The 22,654-nt window shown below is 46.0% G+C and carries 18 protein-coding genes; 7 read left to right on the forward strand and 11 right to left on the reverse strand.

Features of this window, described 5'->3' with window-relative positions; translation table 11 throughout:
• Positions 1 to 1,126 precede the first annotated feature (1,126 nt).
• The 5 genes from K1X61_03385 to K1X61_03405 all read right to left on the reverse strand — a co-directional run bounded on the left by K1X61_03385 (position 1,127) and on the right by K1X61_03405 (position 9,270).
• On the reverse strand, positions 1,127 to 1,774 hold the full coding sequence (locus tag K1X61_03385) for a response regulator transcription factor (GenBank protein ID MBX7107671.1): 648 nt from the start codon (positions 1,772 to 1,774) through the stop codon (positions 1,127 to 1,129).
• A gap of 21 nt (positions 1,775 to 1,795) precedes the next feature.
• Complete coding sequence (locus tag K1X61_03390) at positions 1,796 to 3,667, reverse strand: sensor histidine kinase (protein MBX7107672.1); 1,872 nt, start codon at positions 3,665 to 3,667, stop codon at positions 1,796 to 1,798.
• Positions 3,668 to 3,776: 109 nt separating this feature from the next.
• Positions 3,777 to 4,580 (reverse strand): hypothetical protein, encoded by an 804-nt coding sequence (locus tag K1X61_03395; GenBank protein MBX7107673.1) that lies wholly within the window; start codon positions 4,578 to 4,580, stop codon positions 3,777 to 3,779.
• Between the two features lie 90 nt (positions 4,581 to 4,670).
• Positions 4,671 to 6,323 (reverse strand): hypothetical protein, encoded by a 1,653-nt coding sequence (locus K1X61_03400; protein MBX7107674.1) that lies wholly within the window; start codon positions 6,321 to 6,323, stop codon positions 4,671 to 4,673.
• Between the two features lie 403 nt (positions 6,324 to 6,726).
• Entirely contained in the window at positions 6,727 to 9,270 is a 2,544-nt protein-coding gene (locus K1X61_03405; GenBank protein MBX7107675.1) for an ATP-dependent Clp protease ATP-binding subunit, read from the reverse strand.
• 550 nt (positions 9,271 to 9,820) lie between these two features.
• On the opposite strand from K1X61_03405, the gene K1X61_03410 reads away from it, so the two are divergent.
• Together K1X61_03410 and K1X61_03415 are read left to right on the forward strand one after the other, a co-directional pair.
• Positions 9,821 to 10,201, forward strand: a complete 381-nt coding sequence (locus K1X61_03410; protein ID MBX7107676.1) for an STAS domain-containing protein — start codon at positions 9,821 to 9,823, stop codon at positions 10,199 to 10,201.
• The gene (locus K1X61_03415) at positions 10,198 to 11,124 is read left to right on the forward strand and encodes a ribonuclease Z (GenBank protein MBX7107677.1); all 927 of its coding nucleotides are present in this window, start codon (positions 10,198 to 10,200) and stop codon (positions 11,122 to 11,124) included. The genes K1X61_03410 and K1X61_03415 overlap by 4 nt, the downstream gene beginning before the upstream one ends.
• A 5-nt stretch (positions 11,125 to 11,129) precedes the next feature.
• On the opposite strand, the gene K1X61_03420 is transcribed toward K1X61_03415, so the two are convergent.
• Positions 11,130 to 11,879 (reverse strand): hypothetical protein, encoded by a 750-nt coding sequence (locus K1X61_03420; protein MBX7107678.1) that lies wholly within the window; start codon positions 11,877 to 11,879, stop codon positions 11,130 to 11,132.
• A 79-nt stretch (positions 11,880 to 11,958) separates the two neighbouring features.
• The gene (locus tag K1X61_03425) at positions 11,959 to 12,594 is read right to left on the reverse strand and encodes a carotenoid biosynthesis protein (protein ID MBX7107679.1); all 636 of its coding nucleotides are present in this window, start codon (positions 12,592 to 12,594) and stop codon (positions 11,959 to 11,961) included.
• Between the two features lie 183 nt (positions 12,595 to 12,777).
• Between K1X61_03425 and K1X61_03430 the strand changes: the two genes are divergently transcribed.
• Together K1X61_03430 and K1X61_03435 are read left to right on the forward strand one after the other, a co-directional pair.
• Complete coding sequence (locus K1X61_03430; GenBank protein ID MBX7107680.1) at positions 12,778 to 13,320, forward strand: DUF922 domain-containing Zn-dependent protease; 543 nt, start codon at positions 12,778 to 12,780, stop codon at positions 13,318 to 13,320.
• A gap of 128 nt (positions 13,321 to 13,448) precedes the next feature.
• Positions 13,449 to 14,411 carry a sterol desaturase family protein gene (locus K1X61_03435; GenBank protein ID MBX7107681.1) on the forward strand — a complete coding sequence of 321 codons (963 nt, stop codon included), beginning with the start codon at positions 13,449 to 13,451 and terminating at the stop codon, positions 14,409 to 14,411.
• 55 nt (positions 14,412 to 14,466) lie between these two features.
• Here K1X61_03435 and K1X61_03440 read toward each other — a convergent pair whose 3' ends face one another.
• Positions 14,467 to 15,246, reverse strand: a complete 780-nt coding sequence (locus K1X61_03440) for an SAM-dependent chlorinase/fluorinase (protein MBX7107682.1) — start codon at positions 15,244 to 15,246, stop codon at positions 14,467 to 14,469.
• Between the two features lie 287 nt (positions 15,247 to 15,533).
• Here K1X61_03440 and K1X61_03445 point away from each other — a divergent pair, with 287 nt between their 5' ends.
• From K1X61_03445 to K1X61_03455, 3 genes are all read left to right on the forward strand, one after another.
• Positions 15,534 to 16,532 carry a PhoH family protein gene (locus tag K1X61_03445; protein ID MBX7107683.1) on the forward strand — a complete coding sequence of 333 codons (999 nt, stop codon included), beginning with the start codon at positions 15,534 to 15,536 and terminating at the stop codon, positions 16,530 to 16,532.
• Between the two features lie 387 nt (positions 16,533 to 16,919).
• Positions 16,920 to 19,199 carry a CUB domain-containing protein gene (locus K1X61_03450; protein ID MBX7107684.1) on the forward strand — a complete coding sequence of 760 codons (2,280 nt, stop codon included), beginning with the start codon at positions 16,920 to 16,922 and terminating at the stop codon, positions 19,197 to 19,199.
• A 139-nt stretch (positions 19,200 to 19,338) separates the two neighbouring features.
• A complete protein-coding gene (locus tag K1X61_03455; GenBank protein ID MBX7107685.1) occupies positions 19,339 to 19,701 on the forward strand; it encodes a nuclear transport factor 2 family protein in 363 nt (120 codons plus the stop codon).
• Positions 19,702 to 19,879: 178 nt separating this feature from the next.
• Here K1X61_03455 and K1X61_03460 read toward each other — a convergent pair whose 3' ends face one another.
• The 3 genes from K1X61_03460 to K1X61_03470 are packed head-to-tail and all read right to left on the reverse strand — an operon-like array spanning position 19,880 to position 22,646.
• A complete protein-coding gene (locus tag K1X61_03460; GenBank protein MBX7107686.1) occupies positions 19,880 to 20,071 on the reverse strand; it encodes a hypothetical protein in 192 nt (63 codons plus the stop codon).
• 30 nt (positions 20,072 to 20,101) lie between these two features.
• Entirely contained in the window at positions 20,102 to 20,287 is a 186-nt protein-coding gene (locus K1X61_03465; protein MBX7107687.1) for a hypothetical protein, read from the reverse strand.
• Positions 20,288 to 20,306: 19 nt separating this feature from the next.
• The gene (locus K1X61_03470; protein MBX7107688.1) at positions 20,307 to 22,646 is read right to left on the reverse strand and encodes a sodium-translocating pyrophosphatase; all 2,340 of its coding nucleotides are present in this window, start codon (positions 22,644 to 22,646) and stop codon (positions 20,307 to 20,309) included.
• Positions 22,647 to 22,654 lie beyond the last annotated feature (8 nt).

Raw genomic sequence — 22,654 nt, forward strand, 5'->3', positions numbered from 1 at the left:
AATGTTAGCTTTGAATGAGAGAGCTCATATTAAACTTAACTACAAGTGATCATGCTGAATTCAGCAGCGAAATGTCATCAGGAATTGTGCAGCGAGGTGTCATGCTGAATTTATTTCAGCATCTTGTTGCGAATCCTTCGGAATTGTTCATGCTCTGCTCCGGTGCCGTACTCTTTTGAAAGAATTATCCATGCCGAAGTTAAATCGGTATATGAAAGATCCCGAAATAAATTCGGGATGACGTGTGGGTAAATTTTATCTCCGCATCAGCCGGCATGTAATGTTAGCTTTGAATGAGAGAGCTCATATTGAGCTTAACTACAAGTGATCATGCTGAATTCAGCAGCGAAATGTCATCAGGAATCGTGCAGCGAGAGGTCATGCTGAATTTATTTCAGCATCTTATTGCGAATACTTTGGAATTATTCATGCTCTGCTCCGGTGCCGTACTCTTTTGAAAGAATTATCCATGCCGAAGTTAATTCCGTATATGAAAGATCCCGTAATAAATTCGGGATGATGTGTGGGTAAATTTTATCTCCGCATCAGCCGGCAAGTAATGTTAGATTTGAATGAGAGAGCTCATATTGAGCTTAACAACAAGTGATCATGCTAAATTCAGCAGCGAAATGTCATCAGGAATTGTGCAGCGAGAGGTCATGCTGAATTTATTTCAGCATCTTATTGCGAATACTTTGGAATTATTCATGCTCTGCTCCGGTGCCGTACTCTTTTGAAAGAATTATCCATGCCGAAGTTAATTCCGTATATGAAAGATCCCGAAATAAATTCGGGATGACGTGTGGGTAAATTTTATCTCCGTATCAGCCGGCATGTAATGTTAGCTTTGAATGAGAGGGCTCATATTGAGCTTAACTACAAGTGATCATGCTGAATTCAGCAGCGAAATGTCATCAGGAATTGTGCAGCGAGAGGTCATGCTGAATTTATTTCAGCATCTTATTGCGAATACTTTGGAATTATTCATGCTCTGTTCCGGTGCCGTACTCTTTTGAAAGAATTATCCATGCCGAAGTTAAATCGGTAAATGAAAGATCCCGAAATAAATTCGGGACGACGTGTAGGGAGACAGGTACCTTTCAACAGCAATTTAAAAGTTAAATTGCTACTGCTCTGAATCCAGCAGTCCATTCTGTATCGCATATTTAACCAGGCCCGCCGTATTTTTAAGATTCAGTTTGCTCAGCAGATTCTTTCTGTGAGTCTCAATGGTATTGATACTCAGGAAAAGCCTATCAGCTATCTCCTGCGAAGTAAACTCCTGCGCAATCATTTTCAGCACTTCCTTCTCACGCTCAGTCAGTTCCACCACGCCATCAAAAACCGTCGCTTTTCTGCCTTGCATACTTTCCATAATTCTCCGCGTAACCGCTTCGCTGAAATAGGTTTCTCCATTTTTCAGAGCATAGATTGCTGCCAGCAATTCTTCCTTGCCGGTATTTTTCAGAATATAACCGGAGGCACCAGCAGCCAGCAAACTGGCAACAAATTCGCGGGTGTTGTACATGGTTAAGGCCAGCACCTTCACATCAAGATGTTCTTTCCTTATCTGTCGCGTTGCCTCTACGCCATCCATGCCCGGCATATTAATATCCATCAGCACGATGTCGGTTTTCACCTTGTGTAGGATATCCATCAGTTCTTTCCCGTTCAAAGCCTCCCCGGCAATGATTATATCTTTGCGGCTTTGCAGGAGCGATTTGATGCCATCAATAAACATCTGGTGATCATCGGCAATGACGATGCTGATCATGGGTTGTAAAGATTAGGAGATTCATTCATTTTCATCAGGCATTGGAATTTCTATGATGGCTGTAGTGCCCTTGCCCGGTGTGGAATCAATAGCAAAAGTACCATGGAGTTTCCGGGCACGCGCATCAATGTTCTTCAAGCCCATACCGGTTTTTGCCTTGCTGGCTTTCACATCGAAACCAATGCCGTCATCTTCGATAACGATGTTCAGCTGCCGCTCCAATTTATTCAGTTGCACGGTAATATTTTTCGCGGCCGCATGTTTGAGAATGTTGCTTATACATTCCTGTATGATCCTGTAGATGCCAATCTCCAAAGGCTGATGCAGCCGTTCCGGCAGGCCATAAAACAATAGTCTGGTTTTGATCTTCCCGCTTCCCTCAATGCTTTCCATCAATTCACGCAAGGCAGCCTGCAAGCCGAAATGCATAAGCATACCGGTATGCAGATTATGGGATATTTTGCGCACTTCATCGCATGCTTCGTCCAGCAGTTGATTTGCCCGTTCAAACTGAATCACGTTTTGAGACTGATAATTCTCCACCTTTTCTTCCAGAGCATTGAAATGCATTTTCACGGTAGAAAGCATGCTGCCAAGCCTGTCATGCAGGTCTGATGCAATGCGCTTTCGTTCTTCTTCCTGTCCTTCCATCATGGCATTGTATGTTTTGAGCTCTGAATCTTTCAGCAGGTCATCCACTTTTTGCTGCTCAATCAATACATTTTTCTTGTGCAGCAGCGCGCGCTGACGATAATAGCTCAGGAGCAGGAATGCCATCAATACAATCAACAGCAAACCACCTGTGAGGACATTTCTTTCCCTTGTCTTTTTTAACAATTCAAGGGTCAGGATTTTATTCACCTGTTCCTTTTTTTCCGTTTCATATTTCTGTTGCACATCGGCAATCTGCTTTGATTTTGCTTCATTAAACAGTGTGTCTTTGAGCCTGGAATAACGTTGATAATACGAAAGGGCACTTTTATAATCATTCATGTTCCAATAAACATTGGAAATATTATGGTAGAGCGATTTCTGTTTGTCTTTCCGGAGATTTACTTGGATGGAATCCAGGAGGTTCAGTGCACGGAAATACACTTCCAGCGATTGCCCGTACATCTTGGATTTGTTATAGGCGGAGCCCAGGTTGGTCAGCGTCCTCACTTTTCCATCGAGGTCATGAACCTTTTCACGATAGGCAAGCACCTCATTGAAATATTGAATTGATTTGCTGTAATCGCCCAGGTCTTTGTATTTCAGCCCCAGGTTGTTTTTCACATCCATCACCCCTTCCGTATCTCTATTCTCCTCAAAGAGCCGCAGCGCATTGTTCCAGCAATGTAGTGCCGAATCAGACATATCCTGCAAATCGAAATCAATCCCGAGGTTGTTCAGCATCATGGCTTGCAGCACTTTGTTGCCGGTTTGAATAGCTGATTCAAGGTTTTTGCGGTGGAACTCTTCGGCCTTATTTCCATTCTCCATCTGCTGATACACGATACCAAGTTCAGAACTTACTTTGATGACCGGTGCTTCCATATCCTGACTTTCTGCAATTGTCAGGGCACGGAGAAGATGGATGACGGCGGAGTCGTATTCGCTTTCGTATGCATAATACCTTCCTCTATCAAAAGCTATCCTGTACGAAAAACGCGGATCTGGAGGATTATTTAACGAGTCAAGTCTTGCAATGGCGTGATAGGCCTGCTGTGGCAATGACAAATTAAACAGGACATCAATCAACTGCACATATCCTTCTTTTACTCCTTGATCATATTGTAGTTTCGATGCAATATGCAGCGATCGCAATATTTGGTTATGAGCATATTTCGGATTGGCTTCTATAGAATCCTTACTCTGCCGCAGCAGCCGATTAACGAGGGATGTATCCTCCATGTGCTGCGATTTGCCCGGAGAAGTAAATAAGATCAGCATTAGACTAACAACATATGCAAGGACAATGCTCCATGAATTTTTCATCATGCTGGTCTGTTCAACTGTTCCGTCAAAACCTCAGCGCCCTGAAAATACGCATGAGCATTTCTAAAATGGATTGTCGCGGATGTGATGGATCGTATTTTTTTTCATCATCATCGTTAGTATCCGTATTATCTACAATGATCTTCGTGATAATATATCCTGACCGGGTAACGCTGAATTTTGGAGATATCACAGACCGCTGGCCGCCTACAATTGCAGTTTTTGTCAGGTAGATGGTCCACCGCGCAGGATTTACCGTGCTGTCAAGACTTTGAGAAACACAATACTGATTCATGCTCCAACTCGCCTTCATAGTCAGATTGTCATCTGATTCGGTATAGGGTGGTGTAATTAAATAATTCCTTGATGTAGTTCGTCCGGGATCAAATACTACCTTGGTTTCCAGCATCCTCGCAAAAAGTAACTTTACAATCCTTTCCAACTGTTCATTACCGGAATTACTTTGAGCGAACTCAACAGAGACCTGCTCACTGTTCATTTTCAGTTCCTCAGGATAGCTGATGTTTATGATCAGTAGTTTGGAAGGATCCACTTCGCTTTCCACTGCAAAATCAAATGAAGCCGCGATCAGATAGCCAAGCGGATCTTTACCTTGCTTAACCTTCACTTCCGTATGCCAGTTACCGTCCGGCATTTTTACCGGACCGGAGACGGAATCTATCACGAATAGACGATCTTCATCTTGTATGAAACAGATAAAGGAATATTTTTTTGATCCCTCATCCAGTATTAAAAAGGGCTCATTTCCCGGCAGCAGGTCAGCGGTAATACGGACTGAATGTTTTTTTCTTTTTTTGGATGTTGCCATGTTTGTTTGCTTTAGAATTTAGTATGAATCAGATTGCCGGTTCCGGGTTAAATCACCCGCCGTATTACATTTGTCAGTTTGCAGATGAATTTATTGTGCACCACTGCTCGGTATCTTATTCTGTTCTTTGGTAAATCCAAAACTGAAAGTCAGCCCCAGGTATCCGCCAAATTTGAATTTATCATATACCGGTGGACTATCGGGCAGGTTTACAGGGTCGTATAGTCTGTTGATGGTATAGTCGGCTGACAGTTGTTCCACGGCACCATAAGCGAGGCCTGCATTGAGTACAAGACGTTCCCTCGATCCGAAAATCAGGCTGCCTCCGGCAAGGAATCTCAGTTTCCCGCTCAGGTCAACCATTGCTCCTAGTGTTGCCGCCGGATAAAATGCATAACCACAGCGCCATCCGATGTGCATCAATGCCGCAATGCCGACATCGGGAAGAGCATTTTCCTGCTGCCTGATTAGTTTTTGCTGGTAGCTGGAATCCGGTTCCGACACCACAATAGTGGAATCAAAATAAGTAAAAACCTGGTTCATTAAGCCCAGGGAAAGCACAGGTCCGGAACTGAAAATTACCTTGGTTCCTCCTTTTACCCAAACCGGATAATCAAGTTTTAAGGAACGTGCCGGTGTGTTGTATGCAAGCCCTGTTTTAGGAGCAATGCTGAGACTGAAAACGACCTCATCTTTCTGTGCAACTATGGGCGATGAGCGTATCATAAAATTCTCCTTATTGAGCCTTGTATAATTACCAATTATTGAATTTACAACATTTAAATAGCCATTCGTTGCCCAGTCATTTGCTTCCTTAACAAGCTTCTTCAGTTCATCATAGAATTTCTTATCAGGATACAATTTATTTGCCGCGACTTTTTTTTCAGCATCAACAGAATCGAGAATCCGTATCATCATATCGCAGGAATCGCTCAAGGCTGCATAAAGTTTCCGGATGGTATCTTTTCTGCTTAACAGGTTCTGATAGATAAGGGCACGGTTGAGATCCGCTGATTGCCTGCCAAAAAAATTATTCAGCGATTTGTCTACTCTTGCTTTAATGGTATCATACGTCACGTAGTCTTCCTGTGCAATCATCAGAATGGTTTTGTCCAAATTTTCCGCTGCCTTTAATGAATCATAGCGCGGCTTAAACATCGTGTACATCGTTGCAGGGTTGTTAGCACTGCTCAAATACCGACAAAACCACTTTCCGTGTATTGCAGGATCGCATCCCACTCCGGTCGGCAACACAGTATTAATTTCCCAACCTCCGCTAAGTTTTGCTATGTAGTCCAGGTCCGGTAACATGAATGAAGTGATCCCTTCCGGCAGAGTTGACTTATACTCCACAATAGTTCCATCAATAGTAGTCGTGTATAGAAACGGATTGACATTGTTGACCTGGAATCGTGCAATATCTCCATGATGAATGAAATTCGACTTTGTGTTGCAAAAGTTTTCCGGAAGGTTATCCGGATCGGAAAAATCATAACAAAAGGTTTTTACACAGGACCTTGCCGTATCCGGGCAGGAACTGATTTTATCTGCAGCTTTGTCTTTTCCCTTTTGAGCAGATAAAGCAGGTGCGGCCTTATTTGGTTTATTATTGTTGTTTTTGAGAGGATGGTTACCGGTGGTATCATGTAATGCTAGCTCCTGCCCATAAACGGGTGATTTCAATAATAATAAGAGTGTGACGAAGCAACAAAGGGAACTATTACGTATAGACGGGAATTTCATGGAGTTAACATTTTTAAAGCGGTTATCAATATGTCAAATGAAACTGTTCATACAAAAATGATTCATCAGGCACCGATACACCAACACCATTTTCCGTCAATTCTCAAAATCACCGGAAACCGTGACTTCAATCCTTACCGAAATATATGCAAATAATTCAGAATAACACTACTGTCCGAAATGTTTTATGGGATTCCACTTTGGGTAAGTCACCACACCTTTGCTGAAGAAAAGATTGCGATAGAAGGCAAATAATATGCTTCGGATCATCCGATACACTGAGAATAATTGTGACTGCCTAAAAAACTTCCCCGTCTCAATGGTTGACTGAGAATAAAAGTCCATAAAATAACAAAGCCCCCTTCCGGAGGCTTTGTCAAAAAAATGTTATAGATAAGCCTTGTCAGGCGTCCATCTTCTCTTCCTTAGGTTGTTTTTTGATGGAAGCTTTCAGCTTCTCTGCATCAGCCGGATCAATATCTACAAGGATGGTATCACCCGGCTTCATGGAAGCGTTGAGCAACTCTTCTGCCAACGGATCTTCGAGGTATTTCTGAATGGCACGCTGCAGCGGACGTGCTCCGTATTTGGAATCATAGCCACGCTCGGCAATGAAATCTTTTGCGGATTCGGAAATGTCCAGTGCATATCCAAGGGTGCTGATGCGCTTGAATACTTCACGCAGCATGATGTCAATGATCTTATGGATATGATCCTTGCCAAGCGAATTGAAGATGATCACATCATCAATACGGTTGAGGAATTCCGGTGAGAAGGTGCGTTTCAGCGCATTCTCAATCACCGATTTTGAATGTGTATCAGCCGCCTCTTCTCTTGCGCCGGTGCTGAATCCAATGCCTTGCCCGAAATCTTTCAACTGCCTTGCACCGATGTTGGAGGTCATGATTATGAGTGAATTTTTGAAGTCCACCTTCCTGCCCAGTCCATCGGTCAATATGCCGTCATCAAGCACCTGCAGCAGAATGCTGTAAACATCCGGATGTGCCTTTTCAATTTCATCCAGTAATATTACGCTGTAAGGCTTACGGCGGACTTTTTCCGTCAGTTGTCCGCCTTCTTCATATCCAACATATCCGGGAGGAGCGCCAATCAGCCTCGAAACGGAGAATTTCTCCATGTATTCACTCATGTCAATTCTCACTAATGAATCTTCACTGTCGAACAGGTAACGCGCCAGCACTTTTGCCAGCTCTGTTTTGCCGACACCGGTGGGACCAAGAAATACAAATGAACCGATAGGCTTGCGCGGATCTTTCAATCCTGCACGGTTGCGCTGGATAGCCTTCGTGATTTTCTGAATGGCTTCTTCCTGTCCAACCACGCTGCCCTGCAGTTCTTCTGCCATATTCAGCAGTTTCGTGCTCTCACTCTGCGCTACACGTTTCACCGGAATACCGGTCATCATGGCCACTACTTCCGCTATATCTTCTTCCGTTACAGGATAGCGCTTCACCTTTGTTTCTTCCTCCCATGCAGCTTTTGCCTGATCCAGTTCTTCAATCAGTTTCTTTTCCGAATCACGCAGCTTCGCTGCTTCTTCATACCGCTGACTTTTCACCACGCGGTTTTTCTCCACTTTCACATCTTCAATCTTCTTTTCGAGATCGATAATGCTCTGCGGAACGTGAATGTTTTTCAGATGCACTTTTGCGCCCACTTCATCCATCACATCAATTGCTTTGTCGGGCAATAAACGGTCGGTGATGTAACGGTTGCTCAGTTTCACGCAGGCATCAATGGCTTCATCCGTATAATTCACATTATGAAAATCTTCATACTTACTCTTGATGTTATTGAGGATCGTCATTGTTTCCTCCGGTGAAGGCGGGTCGATGAGCACTTTCTGGAAACGGCGGTCGAGAGCACCATCCTTCTCAATGTACTGACGGTATTCATCCAGCGTGGAGGCGCCAATGCACTGCAGTTCACCGCGCGCGAGTGCGGGCTTGAAAATGTTGGAAGCATCAAGTGAACCTGTAGCACCACCGGCACCAACAATAGTATGTATCTCATCAATAAACAGAATGACATCCCTGTTCTTTTCCAGTTCATTCATGATGGCCTTCATCCGTTCTTCAAACTGTCCGCGGTATTTCGTTCCTGCCACCAGAGCAGCCAGATCGAGCATCACGATGCGTTTGTCGAACAATACGCGCGACACTTTGCGCTGATGTATTCTTAATGCCAGCCCTTCCACGATAGCGGTTTTCCCCACACCGGGTTCACCAATCAGAATCGGGTTGTTCTTCTTTCTGCGGCTGAGAATCTGCGATACTCTTTCGATCTCCACATCACGGCCTACAATTGGATCAAGGGCGCCTTCTTCCGCCTGCCGGGTGATATCGCGTCCGAAGTTATCGAGCACAGGTGTCCGTGATTTCACGGCAGGCGCCTTCCTGGAGCCGCTTCCGGGTCTCGCCTTTTCTTCTTCAAAACTCTCATCTTCATCAGGATGATCATGCGGTGATTCCGATTTCATCTCCTGCTGCAGAAAATCCAGTTCTGCTTTAAACGCATCATAGTCAATTTCAAAACGCGCCAGCACTTCCGTTACTACAGCGTCTTTATTTTTTAATATAGAAAGAATCAGGTGCTCAGTGCCAATCGTATCCGACTTCTGCACCTTCGCCTCCAGGATGGTGATCTTGAGCACTTTTTCTGCCTGTTTTGTCAGTGGAAGGTTATTCACATTGACATTATGATGGTGAATTGCTTTATCGCGGATAGAATCTTCAATTGCTTTGCGCAGCAAAATGATATCAATGTCCATCGACTTCAGCACCTTGATGGCAAGCCCTTCGCCATCGCGGATGAGGCCCAGCAGCAAATGCTCTGTACCTATGAAATCATGGCCCAGCCTAAGAGCTTCTTCCCTGCTGTACGATATTACTTCTTTGACTTTCGGTGAAAATTTTGCTTCCATAATCCGTTTTTAAACAAAGGTTGAACCAACAATCTGAAATGTCCAAAATGTCAGTTTCTGCGTTAAACTTAACAAGAGTTAAAGTTATTTACAAATTTCTGCCTTGAATTGAATTTGTTTTCAACAGGTGAAATGAAAATTGTCTGCTTGCAACATCACTGTCTCCAACGTTCAAACCACACATGCAGCGTAATACAACAAAGGATGACGATTCAATCTTACGGCTATTTTAAGGCGACACATTATATTTCAAAGCAACATGATGATTAACAATTCCGTGTGTGATAACAGAAATATCTGTAATTAATTCACTCATGCTGATTTTTTCTTGTATGATTTAATGCCGGCACTATTCATTTAACACTTCCGGTTCAAAAGTGTTTAGCGGTTGTCGCCGAATTATTGATCTGGGACATCATATCGGAATATCACATGCGATGTCCTGACCTCTCTTCGAGCAAAAGATCCACAATACCTTTAAAGTGTCTTTTGATTTCTGTGACCACCTTACATATATTTTTGGTTATTTTACACGCAAATAATTAAGCATCGCATGAAGTTCAGTATTGATAAGCAGGAAAAATACAGTGTATTCACTTTGGCGAATGAGAAGCTGAATTCTCAGATTGCGCCATTGCTGAAATCAGAAATGATCCTGTTGAATGCCGAGGGTATCAGGAATATCATTTTCGACATGGGCATGATAAAATTCGTGGATTCATCGGGACTGAGTTCCATTCTTATCACCAACAGGCTTTGTAAAAATGCCAATGGCACCTTTGTATTAACCGGTGTGAGTGATACCGTAATGCGGCTGATCAGGATTTCACAACTCGACACCATCCTTCAGATCGTTCCCACCATACAGGAAGCAAAGGACCTTGTGCTGATGGAAGAACTTGAAAGGGACATCAATGACGAAAGTGAAGCATGACGTTTGAAGTTACCATCCTGGGCAGCAATTCGGCTTTGCCGGCACATGGCCGTCATCCCACCGCTCAGGTACTCAATCATAATGAGAAACTGTTTCTGCTTGATTGTGGTGAAGGAACACAGATTCAACTGAGCAGCTATCACATCAGGCGCTCAAAAATCAACCATATTTTCATCAGCCATCTGCATGGCGACCATTACTACGGCCTCATCGGCCTGTTGACGTCTTATCATTTATTGCGCAGAACAGAACCGCTGCATCTGTTTTGCCCTAAAGGATTATCTGATATTCTTCAGCTGAACTTTAAATACTCCGACACGCGCCTGATCTATGAGCTGATTGTACATGAGATAGAAAGTTCTGTACATCAACTGATTTATGAAAACGAACATATTACGGTGCACACTATTCCGATGCGTCATCGCATACCCTGTTGCGGATTTCTTTTCCGTGAAAAAAAACGTGACCGCCGCATCTTGCCGGAAAAGCTTGAAGCCTTTGGCATTCCTGTCGCAGATATTCACGCTTTAAAGGAAGGCAAGGATTTGGTGATTGACGGAAAGCTGATTCCCAACAGTGCGCTCACAACCGATCCTCCAGCGGTCAGGTCCTATGCTTTTTGTTCCGATACACTCTACACGGAAGAATTGACCAGTCAGATCAAAGGTGCTGATCTCTTGTATCATGAAGCCACATTTATGGAAGAATCTTCAGAAAGGGCTGCCCTTACCTACCATTCCACCACATTGCAGGCAGCGGCGATCGCACGAAAAGCCGCCGTTAAAAAACTCATGATCGGCCATTTTTCTGCCAAATATGAAGACCTGAATCTTGTTCTGCGGGAAGCACAAACCGTTTTCGCGGATACGATGCTGGCCGTGGAAGGCAGTACCGTCAGGATTGGTGATGGAATACAGCAATAAGACAATTATCTGATGATCATCTGAAAATGCCCCATCCTCGTCTGCAGGCAGCCGGGCACAAGCAGTGAATTATCTATATACAACACTTCAAGGTTATGTAAACTGCATAACGATTCCGGGATACGCACCATGGCCCCGCAATAAGCCAGATCAAGTTCATTCAAAACGGATAATTTGCCGAGTGAAGCAGGCAAATCCTCCAAAGCATTTCGTCCAAGGAATAAAAAATGAAGATTATCCAGGTTGCCTATCTCATCGGGCAAAGTCACAAGGCGGTTTTCATTGAGGTAAAGAAACTCAAGGTTAGTGAGTTTACCGATTGATGATGGCATGGATGCGATGAAATTATTCGAAAGTTTCAACTCCTGCAGGTACACAAGGTTGCCGAGTTCGCGTGGCAGACTGTCCAGTTGATTATATTCCAACGACAGCCGCGTGAGCTTTTGCAACATGCCTATTTCCGGTGGAATTTTATGCAGCCTGCTGGCCGTTACGGACAGGTATTCCAATTCCTTTAACTGGCCAATCTCAGCAGGCAGAGAGTCGATGTGAACACGCGTCAGTATCAGTTGTTTCAGGTGCGACAATCTGCCGATTTCCGACGGAAGCGAACCAAGATCTTTATTAGCGATTTTTAGCCGCTGTACAGCCTGTGGATTGTCAAGAGCCTTGTCGAGGCTCGTATAAGTCCTGTAGGTGCTGCAACCGCAGCAGCTGATAACGATGCAACTGACTATGATGCGGAGTCTGATCATTAACCTTTGTTCAAGCCGATGGATCAAATTTCGGTTATAAATTTTAATCACAAATTGATCAAGTGGTACTATCTGAAGATCAAAGCATATTCAATGCTGCGTAAAACAAAATCTGCAAAACCAGTATTGGAATAGCCACCTGATTCTCCTGTACGGGCTTCACCCTGTTTAAAAAGAGCTGCAGCAGGAAACTGATGTAAAACCATGCAACAAAGTTTTGAACGGGTATAATGCCATCCTTCCATTGCCAGAGATCATATTGCATGGCTACCGGTTCCGCCAGGTAGTCGATTGCCGTCATTAAAGCAGCAGCAGTCAGTTCAATCCATGGCCTGGCAATTCCGATGAGCCGCACGGATACATGCGTGACATATACGAGGATGAACCAGTGCAGTCCAATTACAATCGGTGTATTCATGATCTTCCGGCCCAAAGCACTTCCGTATGCATATTCGCCAAAAATCAAACCGGTATGCGCTCCTGCATATCCGATGCAAAGGCCTGTCACCATCAGCAACAACAGGATGAAGATAGATTTAGCGGTACGTGGCTGATGGAAGATCAATAATACCATTACCGAAAAAAGTAAGGTGAATGGAATGGCCAGGTTTAACAATGGCGAAGGAATAACGCCCGTAATGCTAATAAAGCAAATCACATATGCCACAGCGAGCAATGCCATTGCTATAATCAGCCTGTAGTTTTTTTTACACATCCGGTTTAATGCTGCAAATGAAAAAATTCTGTTACCCGCAACAATGATAATCATTACTTGCCGGCTGTCAGCGAAAGGTTGTACCGGTTGAAAAGGATGCACGCTAAAGCACACGCCTCTCATGGATATGGCGTGATTTCTCAAAACTGCGACGATAAATATTTTATGTCTTATTTTGGCTGCATGAACATACTCTTGCTACTTGCGCTGCTTTACATGCCATTCAACGGGCCGCCTGATACCAGTGATGATGATGAAATCAGGTGGACTGACCGCAGTGAGATAACATTCGACGACTTTAAAGGCAGTGTGCCGGAATCTTCCCCATGGGCTGCCCTGACTGCCAGCTATATTTATTTCAATTACAGCACTACCAATGGCCGGATCAGTATGATTAAAGTTTATGCATCGTTCAAGAAGAATGAATCATGGATGAAGACCAACCGCGATGATGTGCTGGGTCATGAGCAGTTGCATTTTGCCATCACCGAATATTTTGCCAGGAAACTCTATGCGGAATCGCAGGCGCTGAAAGAAAAGGCCGGCGATCCTTCTGCTGCGGCGAATTCACTTTTCAAAAAGATCAATGAATCCTGTGACCGGTTGCAGGCAACCTATGACAGTGAGACAGAACATGGTATCAAAACGGAAGCACAGGCACAATGGAAAGCAAAGCTGGAGAGCATGCTCAAAGAGTATGATGCGTATCCGGCAATGACCGACTAAAATTCACCCGTTCAAAGCAATTGATTGCAGGACTATGCCGTAATGCACAACCTTGCGGATTACGCCTGAACCTTTACAACACACAACCGCTCAAAAAATTTCAGCAGACAGAAAAATAAAATCATACAATGGAATCATCCATTTTCGGAGCACCGGAAATAACCTTTCAGCAAGTAAAAGAAATTGACGCAAATGCTCCGCAGCTTATTATGTGGGCTATTCCCGTTATGGTGTTTTTTACAGCTGTGGAATACTTCGTGGCAAAGTATCAGCACCGCGACGATGTCTACGATGATACTGAATTGCGCGGATCCGTTTTGGTTGGGCTCGGTAACCTGATGAGCAACTACGTATCCAAACTTGTGCTGTTTATCCTGGTTGCTTTCTTCTATAACCTCGTACCCTGGAGAATGGAATTCCGCTGGTGGCTCTTCATACCCTGTTATGTACTGCTCGATTTATGCAGCTACTGGGCGCACCGTATTTCCCATCATCAGCGATTCTGGTGGACCACGCATGTGCCTCACCACAGCGCCAATAATTACAACCTTGCCGTATCATTCCGCCTGTCGTGGATACAGGAATTCAAGGTGCTATTTTTCATACCGGTTACCATTGCTGGTTTTCACCCCATGATATTTTTTGTGGTGAACCAGGTAGCGGTGCTTTTTCAATTCTGGGTGCATACCGAATACATCAAAAAACTGCCCCGCTGGATTGAATATATATTTGCCACACCTTCCAATCATCGTGTGCATCACGGATCGCAGGAGAAGTATCTTGACAAAAATTTCGGCGCCACCTTCATCATCTGGGACCGCATGTTCGGCACCTTTCAGCCGGAGGAAGAACGACCTGTTTACGGCATAACAACCCCTGTTCACACCGGTAACCCCTTCCGTCTTGTCTTCCAGGAAGCCATTGATATGATACAGGATGCGAGAAAAGCAAAATCATGGAAAGAACGGATCTGGTACCTGTTCGGAAGCCCGGTAAGCATTGCGAAACACAAACGCGAACTCGCGGAGAAACAGGCACAACCGGAAATACAACCGGAAGTAAAAATAAAACCACAATTGATCTCTTCCTGATAGCTCGTTATGGTTTTGCCATCTTGGAACTTTGAGCGGTTATTGACCTGCACCGTCAATGGAATTCTATCTGCACAAAGTCGCCTACGCTGAGGTTGAGCAGGCCCATTGCATTGCCTTTGTGGATGGCAATTTCAAGATATCCGCTGCTGTTAAAGAGGCATACCTTCTCACTTTCCGGCACATCATAATAATTTTTGCTGATGGTGTCCACATCTTCATATTTTTTAAAATATACGAGGAACGGACGGTTTTGCCGTATCTGTTCGAATTCCTCTTTCCTGATATTCACCACCGCATTTTCGAAACGGTCGAAGTAGATGATGGAAGCTTTGATATAACCTGCTGCCACAATAGGTCTCCCTATCGCTGACTGCCGGAAGGAAGAAACCTTTACCCCTACCGCTTCAGGCATGCCGCCTTCTGCAAGATGTTTCAATACCCTTACATACAGATCTTTCATCGGCAGCGTGCTCTCCGCTTCTTTGCCCTGCACTTTCAACTGATACACCCTGTCCGGTACCACCCCATCCCATAGCAGTCCGAAGATGCCATTATCAGGACCAATGAAAACATAACCATCCTTCATCACGGCAAGGTGTACCATGCCCTCTTCGCTGTTCATGTTCACGCCAATCAGGTGATAGGTGCCTGCCGGAAAATGATGGTAACAATTCTTCAGTACAAATGAACCATGCATAATATTAAACGGTGCAATATCATGCGTGATATCCACCGGCACAGCTCCGGGAAGCGCTTTCAGCAATTCACCCTTCACTGCAGCCGCATAGTGATCGTGCGAGCCAAGGTCAGTGGTAAGTGTGATTATTGCCATGCAGATCAGGTGCCTCCCTTTTTATGGTGAAGCAAAAAGTTTTGCAAAATAACAGCATTAAAATCAGGATGCCGCTATTCGCTGAAAGGATTTGTAAACGGATGCCCTGCTTTATCGGATTCCCTTCCTTAAATTTTCCTGTAGCAGCTTTTCACAAAGTGCCGGCCATGCACATTATCCACAATCAGTGCTTAAACCCGCCACACTGAACTGTTTGCAACGTGAATTTCGTTTAGGTGCTGACCTTGTCTTTTCTTTAATTTTACAAAACAAAATACTGTAAAGCTTTGACTGAACTGATCATTCACCTCGACTCCATCGAACCAATCGATTTGCTGGGCATCAATAATTCACGCCTGCAGATTCTGAAGAATGCTTTTCCTCGGGTAAAATTCACCAGCCGCGGCAACAAGATAAAAATCGAAGGCAATAGCGAAGACCTTGAATTGCTGGAAGACAAGATCAACAGCCTTGTACATTTTATTGAAAAGTATGGCCGGCTGACGGATAAAGCCGCGGAAGACCTGCTGGATGATGTGGATCCGTTTGATGTGCATATGCCAAAGGCCAATGATGATGCCCTTGTGTACGGCCCCAATGGTATTGTGGTGAAAGCCCGTACGCCCAACCAGAAAAAAATGGTGGAACTATCGGAACATAATGACATCATTTTTGCCATCGGGCCGGCCGGTACCGGCAAGACCTACACCGCAGTGGCATTGGCTGTGAGAGCGTTAAAAAACAAAGAGATCAGGAAAATTATTCTCACCCGCCCGGCAGTGGAGGCCGGCGAAAACCTCGGTTACCTTCCCGGTGACCTGAAAGAAAAAATTGACCCGTACCTGCGTCCTTTGTATGATGCGCTGGACGACATGATTCCGCTTGACAAGCTGAATTATTATATGACCAACCGGGTGATAGAAGTGGCGCCGCTCGCTTTCATGAGAGGCCGCACCTTGGATCATGCCTATATTATTCTCGACGAAGCACAGAATACCACCGATTCGCAGCTAAAGATGTTCCTGACCCGTATCGGCGCTTCCGCCAAATGTATCGTCACCGGTGACATTACACAGATTGACCTTCCAAAGTCGCAGCGCAGCGGGTTGTTCCGAGCATTAGACATTCTATCTGAAATTAAGGGTATAGGAACGGTTAAACTCACCGAGCAGGATGTAGTTCGTCATCCTTTGGTGAAGAAGATCATTACGGCTTATGAAAATTCAGATCCGAAAGATGATCGTTCCAGCACGTCACCCTTTACCGGTGATCAGCCGCTGAACTGATCCATGCGGTTTTGCTCATCGGCAATGAGCAATCGGCATACGGCTCCCGTAAAGCGTAGCACTTTACCCGACCACCATATTATCCTTCTTTTTACCCGGTGGTACATATCATCTTGCTTTTCGCTGCGCAAGGCAATATCGGTTGTTGAAATGCATGCCACAAAGTTAAATGACAGGCCATCCGAAAATCAATGCCTTGACTGTTGCAGCTGAAAGGATTATTCACAGCCTGATGTATGAAAACAAAACAAAATGAGTAACAATGTGCTTTTTTTTTATTTAACTTTCCTTTTTCACATAATTTTTTTTCAGTATGTATGATCCATAAAGTGGACGGCTACCGGAAAAAAACCGCTTATACGGGAAACGATAAAACACCGAGTGCTTTTGAATAAAAAAACACAACTACGTTTTCAGTTGTTGCTTTTGTCATGTATCACGCTGCTGCCCGTTAAGGGCATTGGGCAGTCATACAGTATGACAAACGGAACCATTTCAACCTGCAGCGGCACCTTTTATGATGATGGCGGGTCGGCTTCCACCTATTCCGCCAGCGCCACCCTTACAGAAACTTTTACCAGCAGCACAGGTAATTGCCTGGTGATGACCTTCACCACTTTTCTTACCCAAACCGGTAATGATATTCTCACCATCTATGACGGTCCGTCTACCTCATCTACAGTGATCGGTAATTATTCCGGCAATGTATCTCCGGGAACCATTGTGGCAAGCACTTCTTCCCTCACTTTCAAATTCGTGAGCAATGCCTCCGGTAACAAGGCCGGATGGTCGGCCACCATCAGTTGCGGGAGTTGCGGGACCATTTTTGTGCTGAACAACAATTCCACAGTCAGCGCCTGTGACGGATTATTTTATGACAGTGGCGGCGTGGGCGGCACCTACGGTAACCTGGAAAACTATACCCAAACCTATTGTTCCAACACGTCCAGTTGCATTCAGTTTACCTTTTATTCCATGAGCCTGAATGCAGGCGACACCCTTACAATTTACGACGGCCCAAACACTTCTTCAACCCTTATCGGAAAATATTCAGGAACCACTTTTCCCCCACCGCTGCTTTCAAAAACCGGCTGCCTCACCTTTAACATGACAACCAACAGCAGCGGAACAGGCCCCGGCTGGACGGCAGCTATTGCCTGCACTACTTGTCCTTCCGCTCCTTCCGGCACTGCAGATTATACGCAGCCCATCGTGGGCCTCGGCGGCTCCTACCTTGGCGGACCGATGGTGGCAGCCTGCAGTGGCACCTTTACGGATGATGGCGGCGTATCTGGTAACTACAGCAATGGTGTTTCTTTGCAGGTTTATAAAACATTCTGTCCGGCCAGCATTAACAACTGCCTTCGGGCCAACTTTTATTCCGTTGATCTTAAAACCGGTGACAAGCTGCAAATCATCAACGGCCCCACCATGGACTGCGCCGCCTTTACCACCGGATCACCACTCATCAACACCAACTGTTCTTCCTATGAAGCCTGTATGGCTTTAGGTTACGGACCTTATCTATCGAATGATCAAAGTGGCTGTATCTCCTTCATATTCAACTCCAATGCCTCCGGCAGCGGAACGGGTTGGGTAGCTACCTTCGACTGTGTGCCTTGTGCCAGCGGGCCTAACGGCACCGACAATAACGACTGTGCACTGATCACTCCAATTTGCACCAATACCGGCTTCAGCGATGCCAGTACCGGGCCCGGCGTTGGCGCCGATGTCTCGGATGATTGCCTCATAACAGAAACATATTCCAACTGGTACACCTTTACCGTTTCCGCTTCCGGAACACTCGGCATGACGATCGATCCGCTTTCCACGGGCAATTCGCAGCCGGAAGATTACGACTGGGCGCTTTATGGCCCCAACGTATCCTGTGGCGCATTGGGCCAGCCTATCCGTTGTTCAACCGCTACCACGCAAGGGCAAACCAACAATACCGGCAGCCAGGGTAATACAGGCATCAGCACTGCCAACAACAACACCTATCCCGGCTATTCCTGCTCGTCCTCCAATGACGTGAACGAAACTTCCTGCGGCAACGGATGGGTGAACGACCTCGCCGTTACCACAGGTCAAGTTTATTACCTCTGCGTAAGCAAATGGTCGGCCGGTGGCAGCGGCTTCAATCTCAACTGGACCCTGACCAATGGCGCCGGCATTGACTGCACGGTGTTGCCGATTGAACTCACCTCATTCGAATGCTCGGCAGCAGAAAATGTAATGACCATAAACTGGACTACAGCCAGTGAACTGAACAACGATCATTTTCTGGTAGAAAAATCGGCTGACGGGGAAAATTATCAGCCGCTGGCTACTGTTCCGGGCAAGGCCTTCAGCAGCGTGCCCACCGACTATTTTATGATTGACTATCATCCAGTGAAAGGAAATAACTACTACCGGCTTTCACAGACGGATAAAGACGGCCATGTGCAACAATTAAAAACATCGGTATGCAGTTTTAACAATAAGGAAGAAGAAATTCTGCTGCAGGTATTTGATCTCTCGGGGCGTGTTGTCTTTTCCGGCCGCTTGAAAAATACCCTGGTAGAACCTGTACTGCAAAGCATGGCTTTACAGCCGGGGCTTTATTTGACTGCCATCAGCTATAAGAATGGCACCGCTTCCGTCAGTAAGTACCTGAAGACCGAATAAAGCATCGGCAAAGTCTTGTCATCGCTTTCTGGTGCTTTTACAGGAGGATATTTACAGACTGGCATACCTGTAAGCAGCATGTGGTTCAACTCAGCACAATAAAGCCAACGTTCACGCCCTCTCAAAAATATCACCACTTATGACACCGGATCAACTGAGTCACATAGCACAGCAGTGGTTTCATGCATTCAACAGCCATGACCTTGAGGCACTGCTTGCCCTGTATGCAGATGATGCCGAGCACTACAGCCCGAAGCTGAAACTGCGACAGCCGGCGACACAGGGCTGGATTAAAGGCAAAGCGGCGCTGCGCACGTGGTGGCAGGACGCCTTTCAACGTTTACCTACGCTGCAGTATGAACTGTTGAAACTCACTGCCAATGAACACCGTGTGTTTATGGAATACATCCGGCATGTAAAAGGTGAAGAAGATCTGCCCGTAGGTGAAGTGCTGGAGATCCGGAACCACCTGATTGTTAGCTCGAGGGTTTATCATGGGTGAGGTGAGGTGATTGACTATTGTTTACTCAAAGGTGTAAGTGAGTTGATGCTAAAATTATATATCCGGAAAGTTAAAGTACCTCTCCCACCTACCTCACAATCTTCACCAAATAAGCCCCACCCTCATCACGGTAGCGAAGGAAACAGATCCCTTTTGCCATTGACTTCATATCCAACATCTACCTTTCATTCAACACCACATTCGACAGCAGCACAATGCCCGCGGCATCTATTAGTTGCAACAATGCCGTATTACCGTGGTTATGTTTCGGTATGTCAACCGTCAGCAGTTCGGTTACCGGGTTGGGGCTTACCTTTAATTGCGGATAGAGTAGAGCGGCAGGATTTGTTCCGGTAGCAATCTCTGCCACATGCATTGTGAAGTCGTCGAAGTTGCCGTATTAGTACACGCAGCAGGCGCCGAAGCCATTGGCACTTTCCGTATAGCAGTCGGTGCCGCAGCCGGCAATCACCCGCATGCGGTAGTTGCAGGAATCATTTGCTGCACCCGCATTATCAGGCTGCATCCTGCCGGGTTTATTAATACGCAAAAAAAATCCGCTCGAGAGCGGATTTTTTGTAAGCATTATGAAGCAATTTTTTCAGTTACTGCGCTGTTCCGGTATTGCCGGAAGCAGTACTGCCGTCGCTGTTGTTGTTTGCGGTGGCAACGGCCGTTGTTTTACCTGCACTGCCGCAATCGGTTCCGGCAGCATCCGCGGTGGCTTCAGCTGGTTTTGCACAACAGGCGCCGCCATGTTCAGCGGCTTCCATACCGGGCGATTGCATCATCAGGCTGAAGTTATGTTTAGAAGCATCATCTTTATGCAGCCCGAGCAAACCATTCAATGGAATGGAAGGCGCGATTACCAGGCTCACAATACTCATGAGTTTGATGAGAATATTCATGGATGGTCCGCTCGTGTCTTTGAATGGATCACCTACGGTGTCACCGGTTACCGATGCCTTGTGCGGCTCTGACTTTTTATAAAACACCTCTCCGTTGATCTCCACGCCTTTCTCGAAAGATTTCTTTGCATTGTCCCAGGCACCGCCGGCATTAGACTGAAACATGCCCATGAGCACACCGGAAACCGTAACGCCGGCCAGCAATCCACCGAGCACTTCCGGGCCAAATAAAAACCCTATCACAACCGGAACAACCAATGCTATGGCGCCCGGCAACATCATCTCACGCAGCGATGCTTCCGTGGAGATGGCCACGCACTTATCGTATTCAGGTTTGCCGGTGCCTTCCATGATACCCGGAATTTCGCGGAACTGCCTGCGCACTTCCTGCACCATACTCATGGCGGCACGTCCTACGGCGGCGATGGCAAGCGAGGAAAAGAGAAATGGTATCATGCCGCCAATAAATAAGCCGGCCAGTACATCGGCTTTATAGATATCAATGGAATCAATACCGGAGATACCCACGAAGGCGGCGAACAGGGCCAGTGAGGTGAGGGCCGCGGAAGCAATGGCAAATCCTTTTCCGGTTGCAGCCGTGGTATTGCCGACAGCATCCAGTATATCTGTTTTTTCACGCACCTCTTTAGGTAACTCGCTCATCTCGGCAATGCCGCCTGCATTATCGGCAATAGGGCCAAATGCATCAATGGCCAGCTGCATGGTAGTGGTAGCCATCATGCCCGCTGCCGCTATGGCAACACCATAGATGCCGGCAAACTGATAGGCGCAGAAGATACCGCTTGCCAGCACAATGATTGGCGCCATGGTTGATTCCATACCAACGGAAAGTCCGCCGATGATGTTGGTAGCATGGCCGGTGGAAGACTGTTTGATGATCATCTTCACCGGGCGTTTACCCATGGAGGTGTAATACTCGGTAATCATGCTCATCAGTGTTCCCACCACGAGGCCTACCACGATGGCACCAAACACACCGTTGCTGGTGAAGTCCATGCCTCTTAAAGTCAAAGTATCAGGTAGAATGGCACCTACGATGAAATAGGAAGCAACTGTGGTGAGAATAATGGCTCCCCAGTTACCGTTGTTTAAGGCTTTCTGCACGATGCCTGTGTTCAATGTGCTGGTCTCTCCTATTCTTACGAAGTACATGCTGATGATGGAAAAAATTATTCCTGTGCCGGCAATAATCATCGGCAGCAGGATGGGTGCAAGGCCGTTATAGGCATCTACCGATTTTGTTTCTCCTCCCAGCACCATGGTAGCAAGAATGGTTGCCACGAACGATCCAAACAGGTCGGCTCCCATACCTGCTACATCACCCACATTATCACCAACGTTATCGGCAATTGTAGCAGGATTGCGCGGATCATCTTCCGGTATGCCGGCTTCCACTTTTCCAACAAGGTCGGCGCCAACGTCGGCAGCTTTTGTATAGATACCGCCACCTACGCGGGCAAAGAGTGCTATGCTTTCCGCGCCAAGCGAAAAACCGGTCAGCACTTCCAGCGCAGTGGTGAGGTGTTCATTGGTAGAAGGGTCAACATACATCGTATAAAAAACCACGAAGAGTGAGCTCAGACCCAATACGGCAAGACCGGTTACGCCAAGCCCCATGACGGAACCTCCGGTAAAAGAAACGGCCAATGCCCTGGAAAGTGAAGTACGGGCAGCATGCGCAGTGCGTACATTCGCTTTAGTGGCGATGCGCATTCCGATAAAACCGGCTGTGGCAGAAAATACTGCACCGGTGATAAAAGCACCCGCGATAAGCCAGCTCGATTCGGGATTCGACCAACCGAGTACAGCGAGCAATACGGCCGCAATGGCCACAAAGAATCCAAGAATTCTCCATTCTGCACGCAAGAAAGCCATGGCGCCTTCGGCGATGTGCTTCGCAATTTCCTGCATCCTGTCGTTACCTGCATCCTGCTTTGTAACCCACGATGCCTTCATAGCCGTGAAGATCAATGCAACGATGCCAAATAAGGGTACTACGTAAAACAAATTATTCATAGAGGTCT

Source organism: Chitinophagales bacterium, assembly GCA_019694975.1.
Classification (GTDB): Bacteria; Bacteroidota; Bacteroidia; order Chitinophagales; family UBA10324; genus JACCZZ01.

Bases quoted from the DNA above. Each gene is read 5' to 3' on its own strand.
- K1X61_03390 (MBX7107672.1), bottom strand. From the start codon at position 3,667: ATGGAGGATACATCCCTCGTTAATCGGCTGCTGCGGCAGAGTAAGGAT.
- K1X61_03395 (MBX7107673.1), bottom strand. From the start codon at position 4,580: ATGGCAACATCCAAAAAAAGAAAAAAACATTCAGTCCGTATTACCGCT.
- K1X61_03455 (MBX7107685.1), top strand. From the start codon at position 19,339: ATGACACCGGATCAACTGAGTCACATAGCACAGCAGTGGTTTCATGCA.
- K1X61_03430 (MBX7107680.1), top strand. From the start codon at position 12,778: ATGAACATACTCTTGCTACTTGCGCTGCTTTACATGCCATTCAACGGG.
- K1X61_03385 (MBX7107671.1), bottom strand. From the start codon at position 1,774: ATGATCAGCATCGTCATTGCCGATGATCACCAGATGTTTATTGATGGC.
- K1X61_03465 (MBX7107687.1), bottom strand. From the start codon at position 20,287: ATGCTTACAAAAAATCCGCTCTCGAGCGGATTTTTTTTGCGTATTAAT.
- K1X61_03410 (MBX7107676.1), top strand. From the start codon at position 9,821: ATGAAGTTCAGTATTGATAAGCAGGAAAAATACAGTGTATTCACTTTG.
- K1X61_03415 (MBX7107677.1), top strand. From the start codon at position 10,198: ATGACGTTTGAAGTTACCATCCTGGGCAGCAATTCGGCTTTGCCGGCA.
- K1X61_03440 (MBX7107682.1), bottom strand. From the start codon at position 15,246: ATGGCAATAATCACACTTACCACTGACCTTGGCTCGCACGATCACTAT.
- K1X61_03435 (MBX7107681.1), top strand. From the start codon at position 13,449: ATGGAATCATCCATTTTCGGAGCACCGGAAATAACCTTTCAGCAAGTA.
- K1X61_03470 (MBX7107688.1), bottom strand. From the start codon at position 22,646: ATGAATAATTTGTTTTACGTAGTACCCTTATTTGGCATCGTTGCATTG.
- K1X61_03400 (MBX7107674.1), bottom strand. From the start codon at position 6,323: ATGAAATTCCCGTCTATACGTAATAGTTCCCTTTGTTGCTTCGTCACA.
- K1X61_03425 (MBX7107679.1), bottom strand. From the start codon at position 12,594: ATGTGTAAAAAAAACTACAGGCTGATTATAGCAATGGCATTGCTCGCT.
- K1X61_03420 (MBX7107678.1), bottom strand. From the start codon at position 11,879: ATGATCAGACTCCGCATCATAGTCAGTTGCATCGTTATCAGCTGCTGC.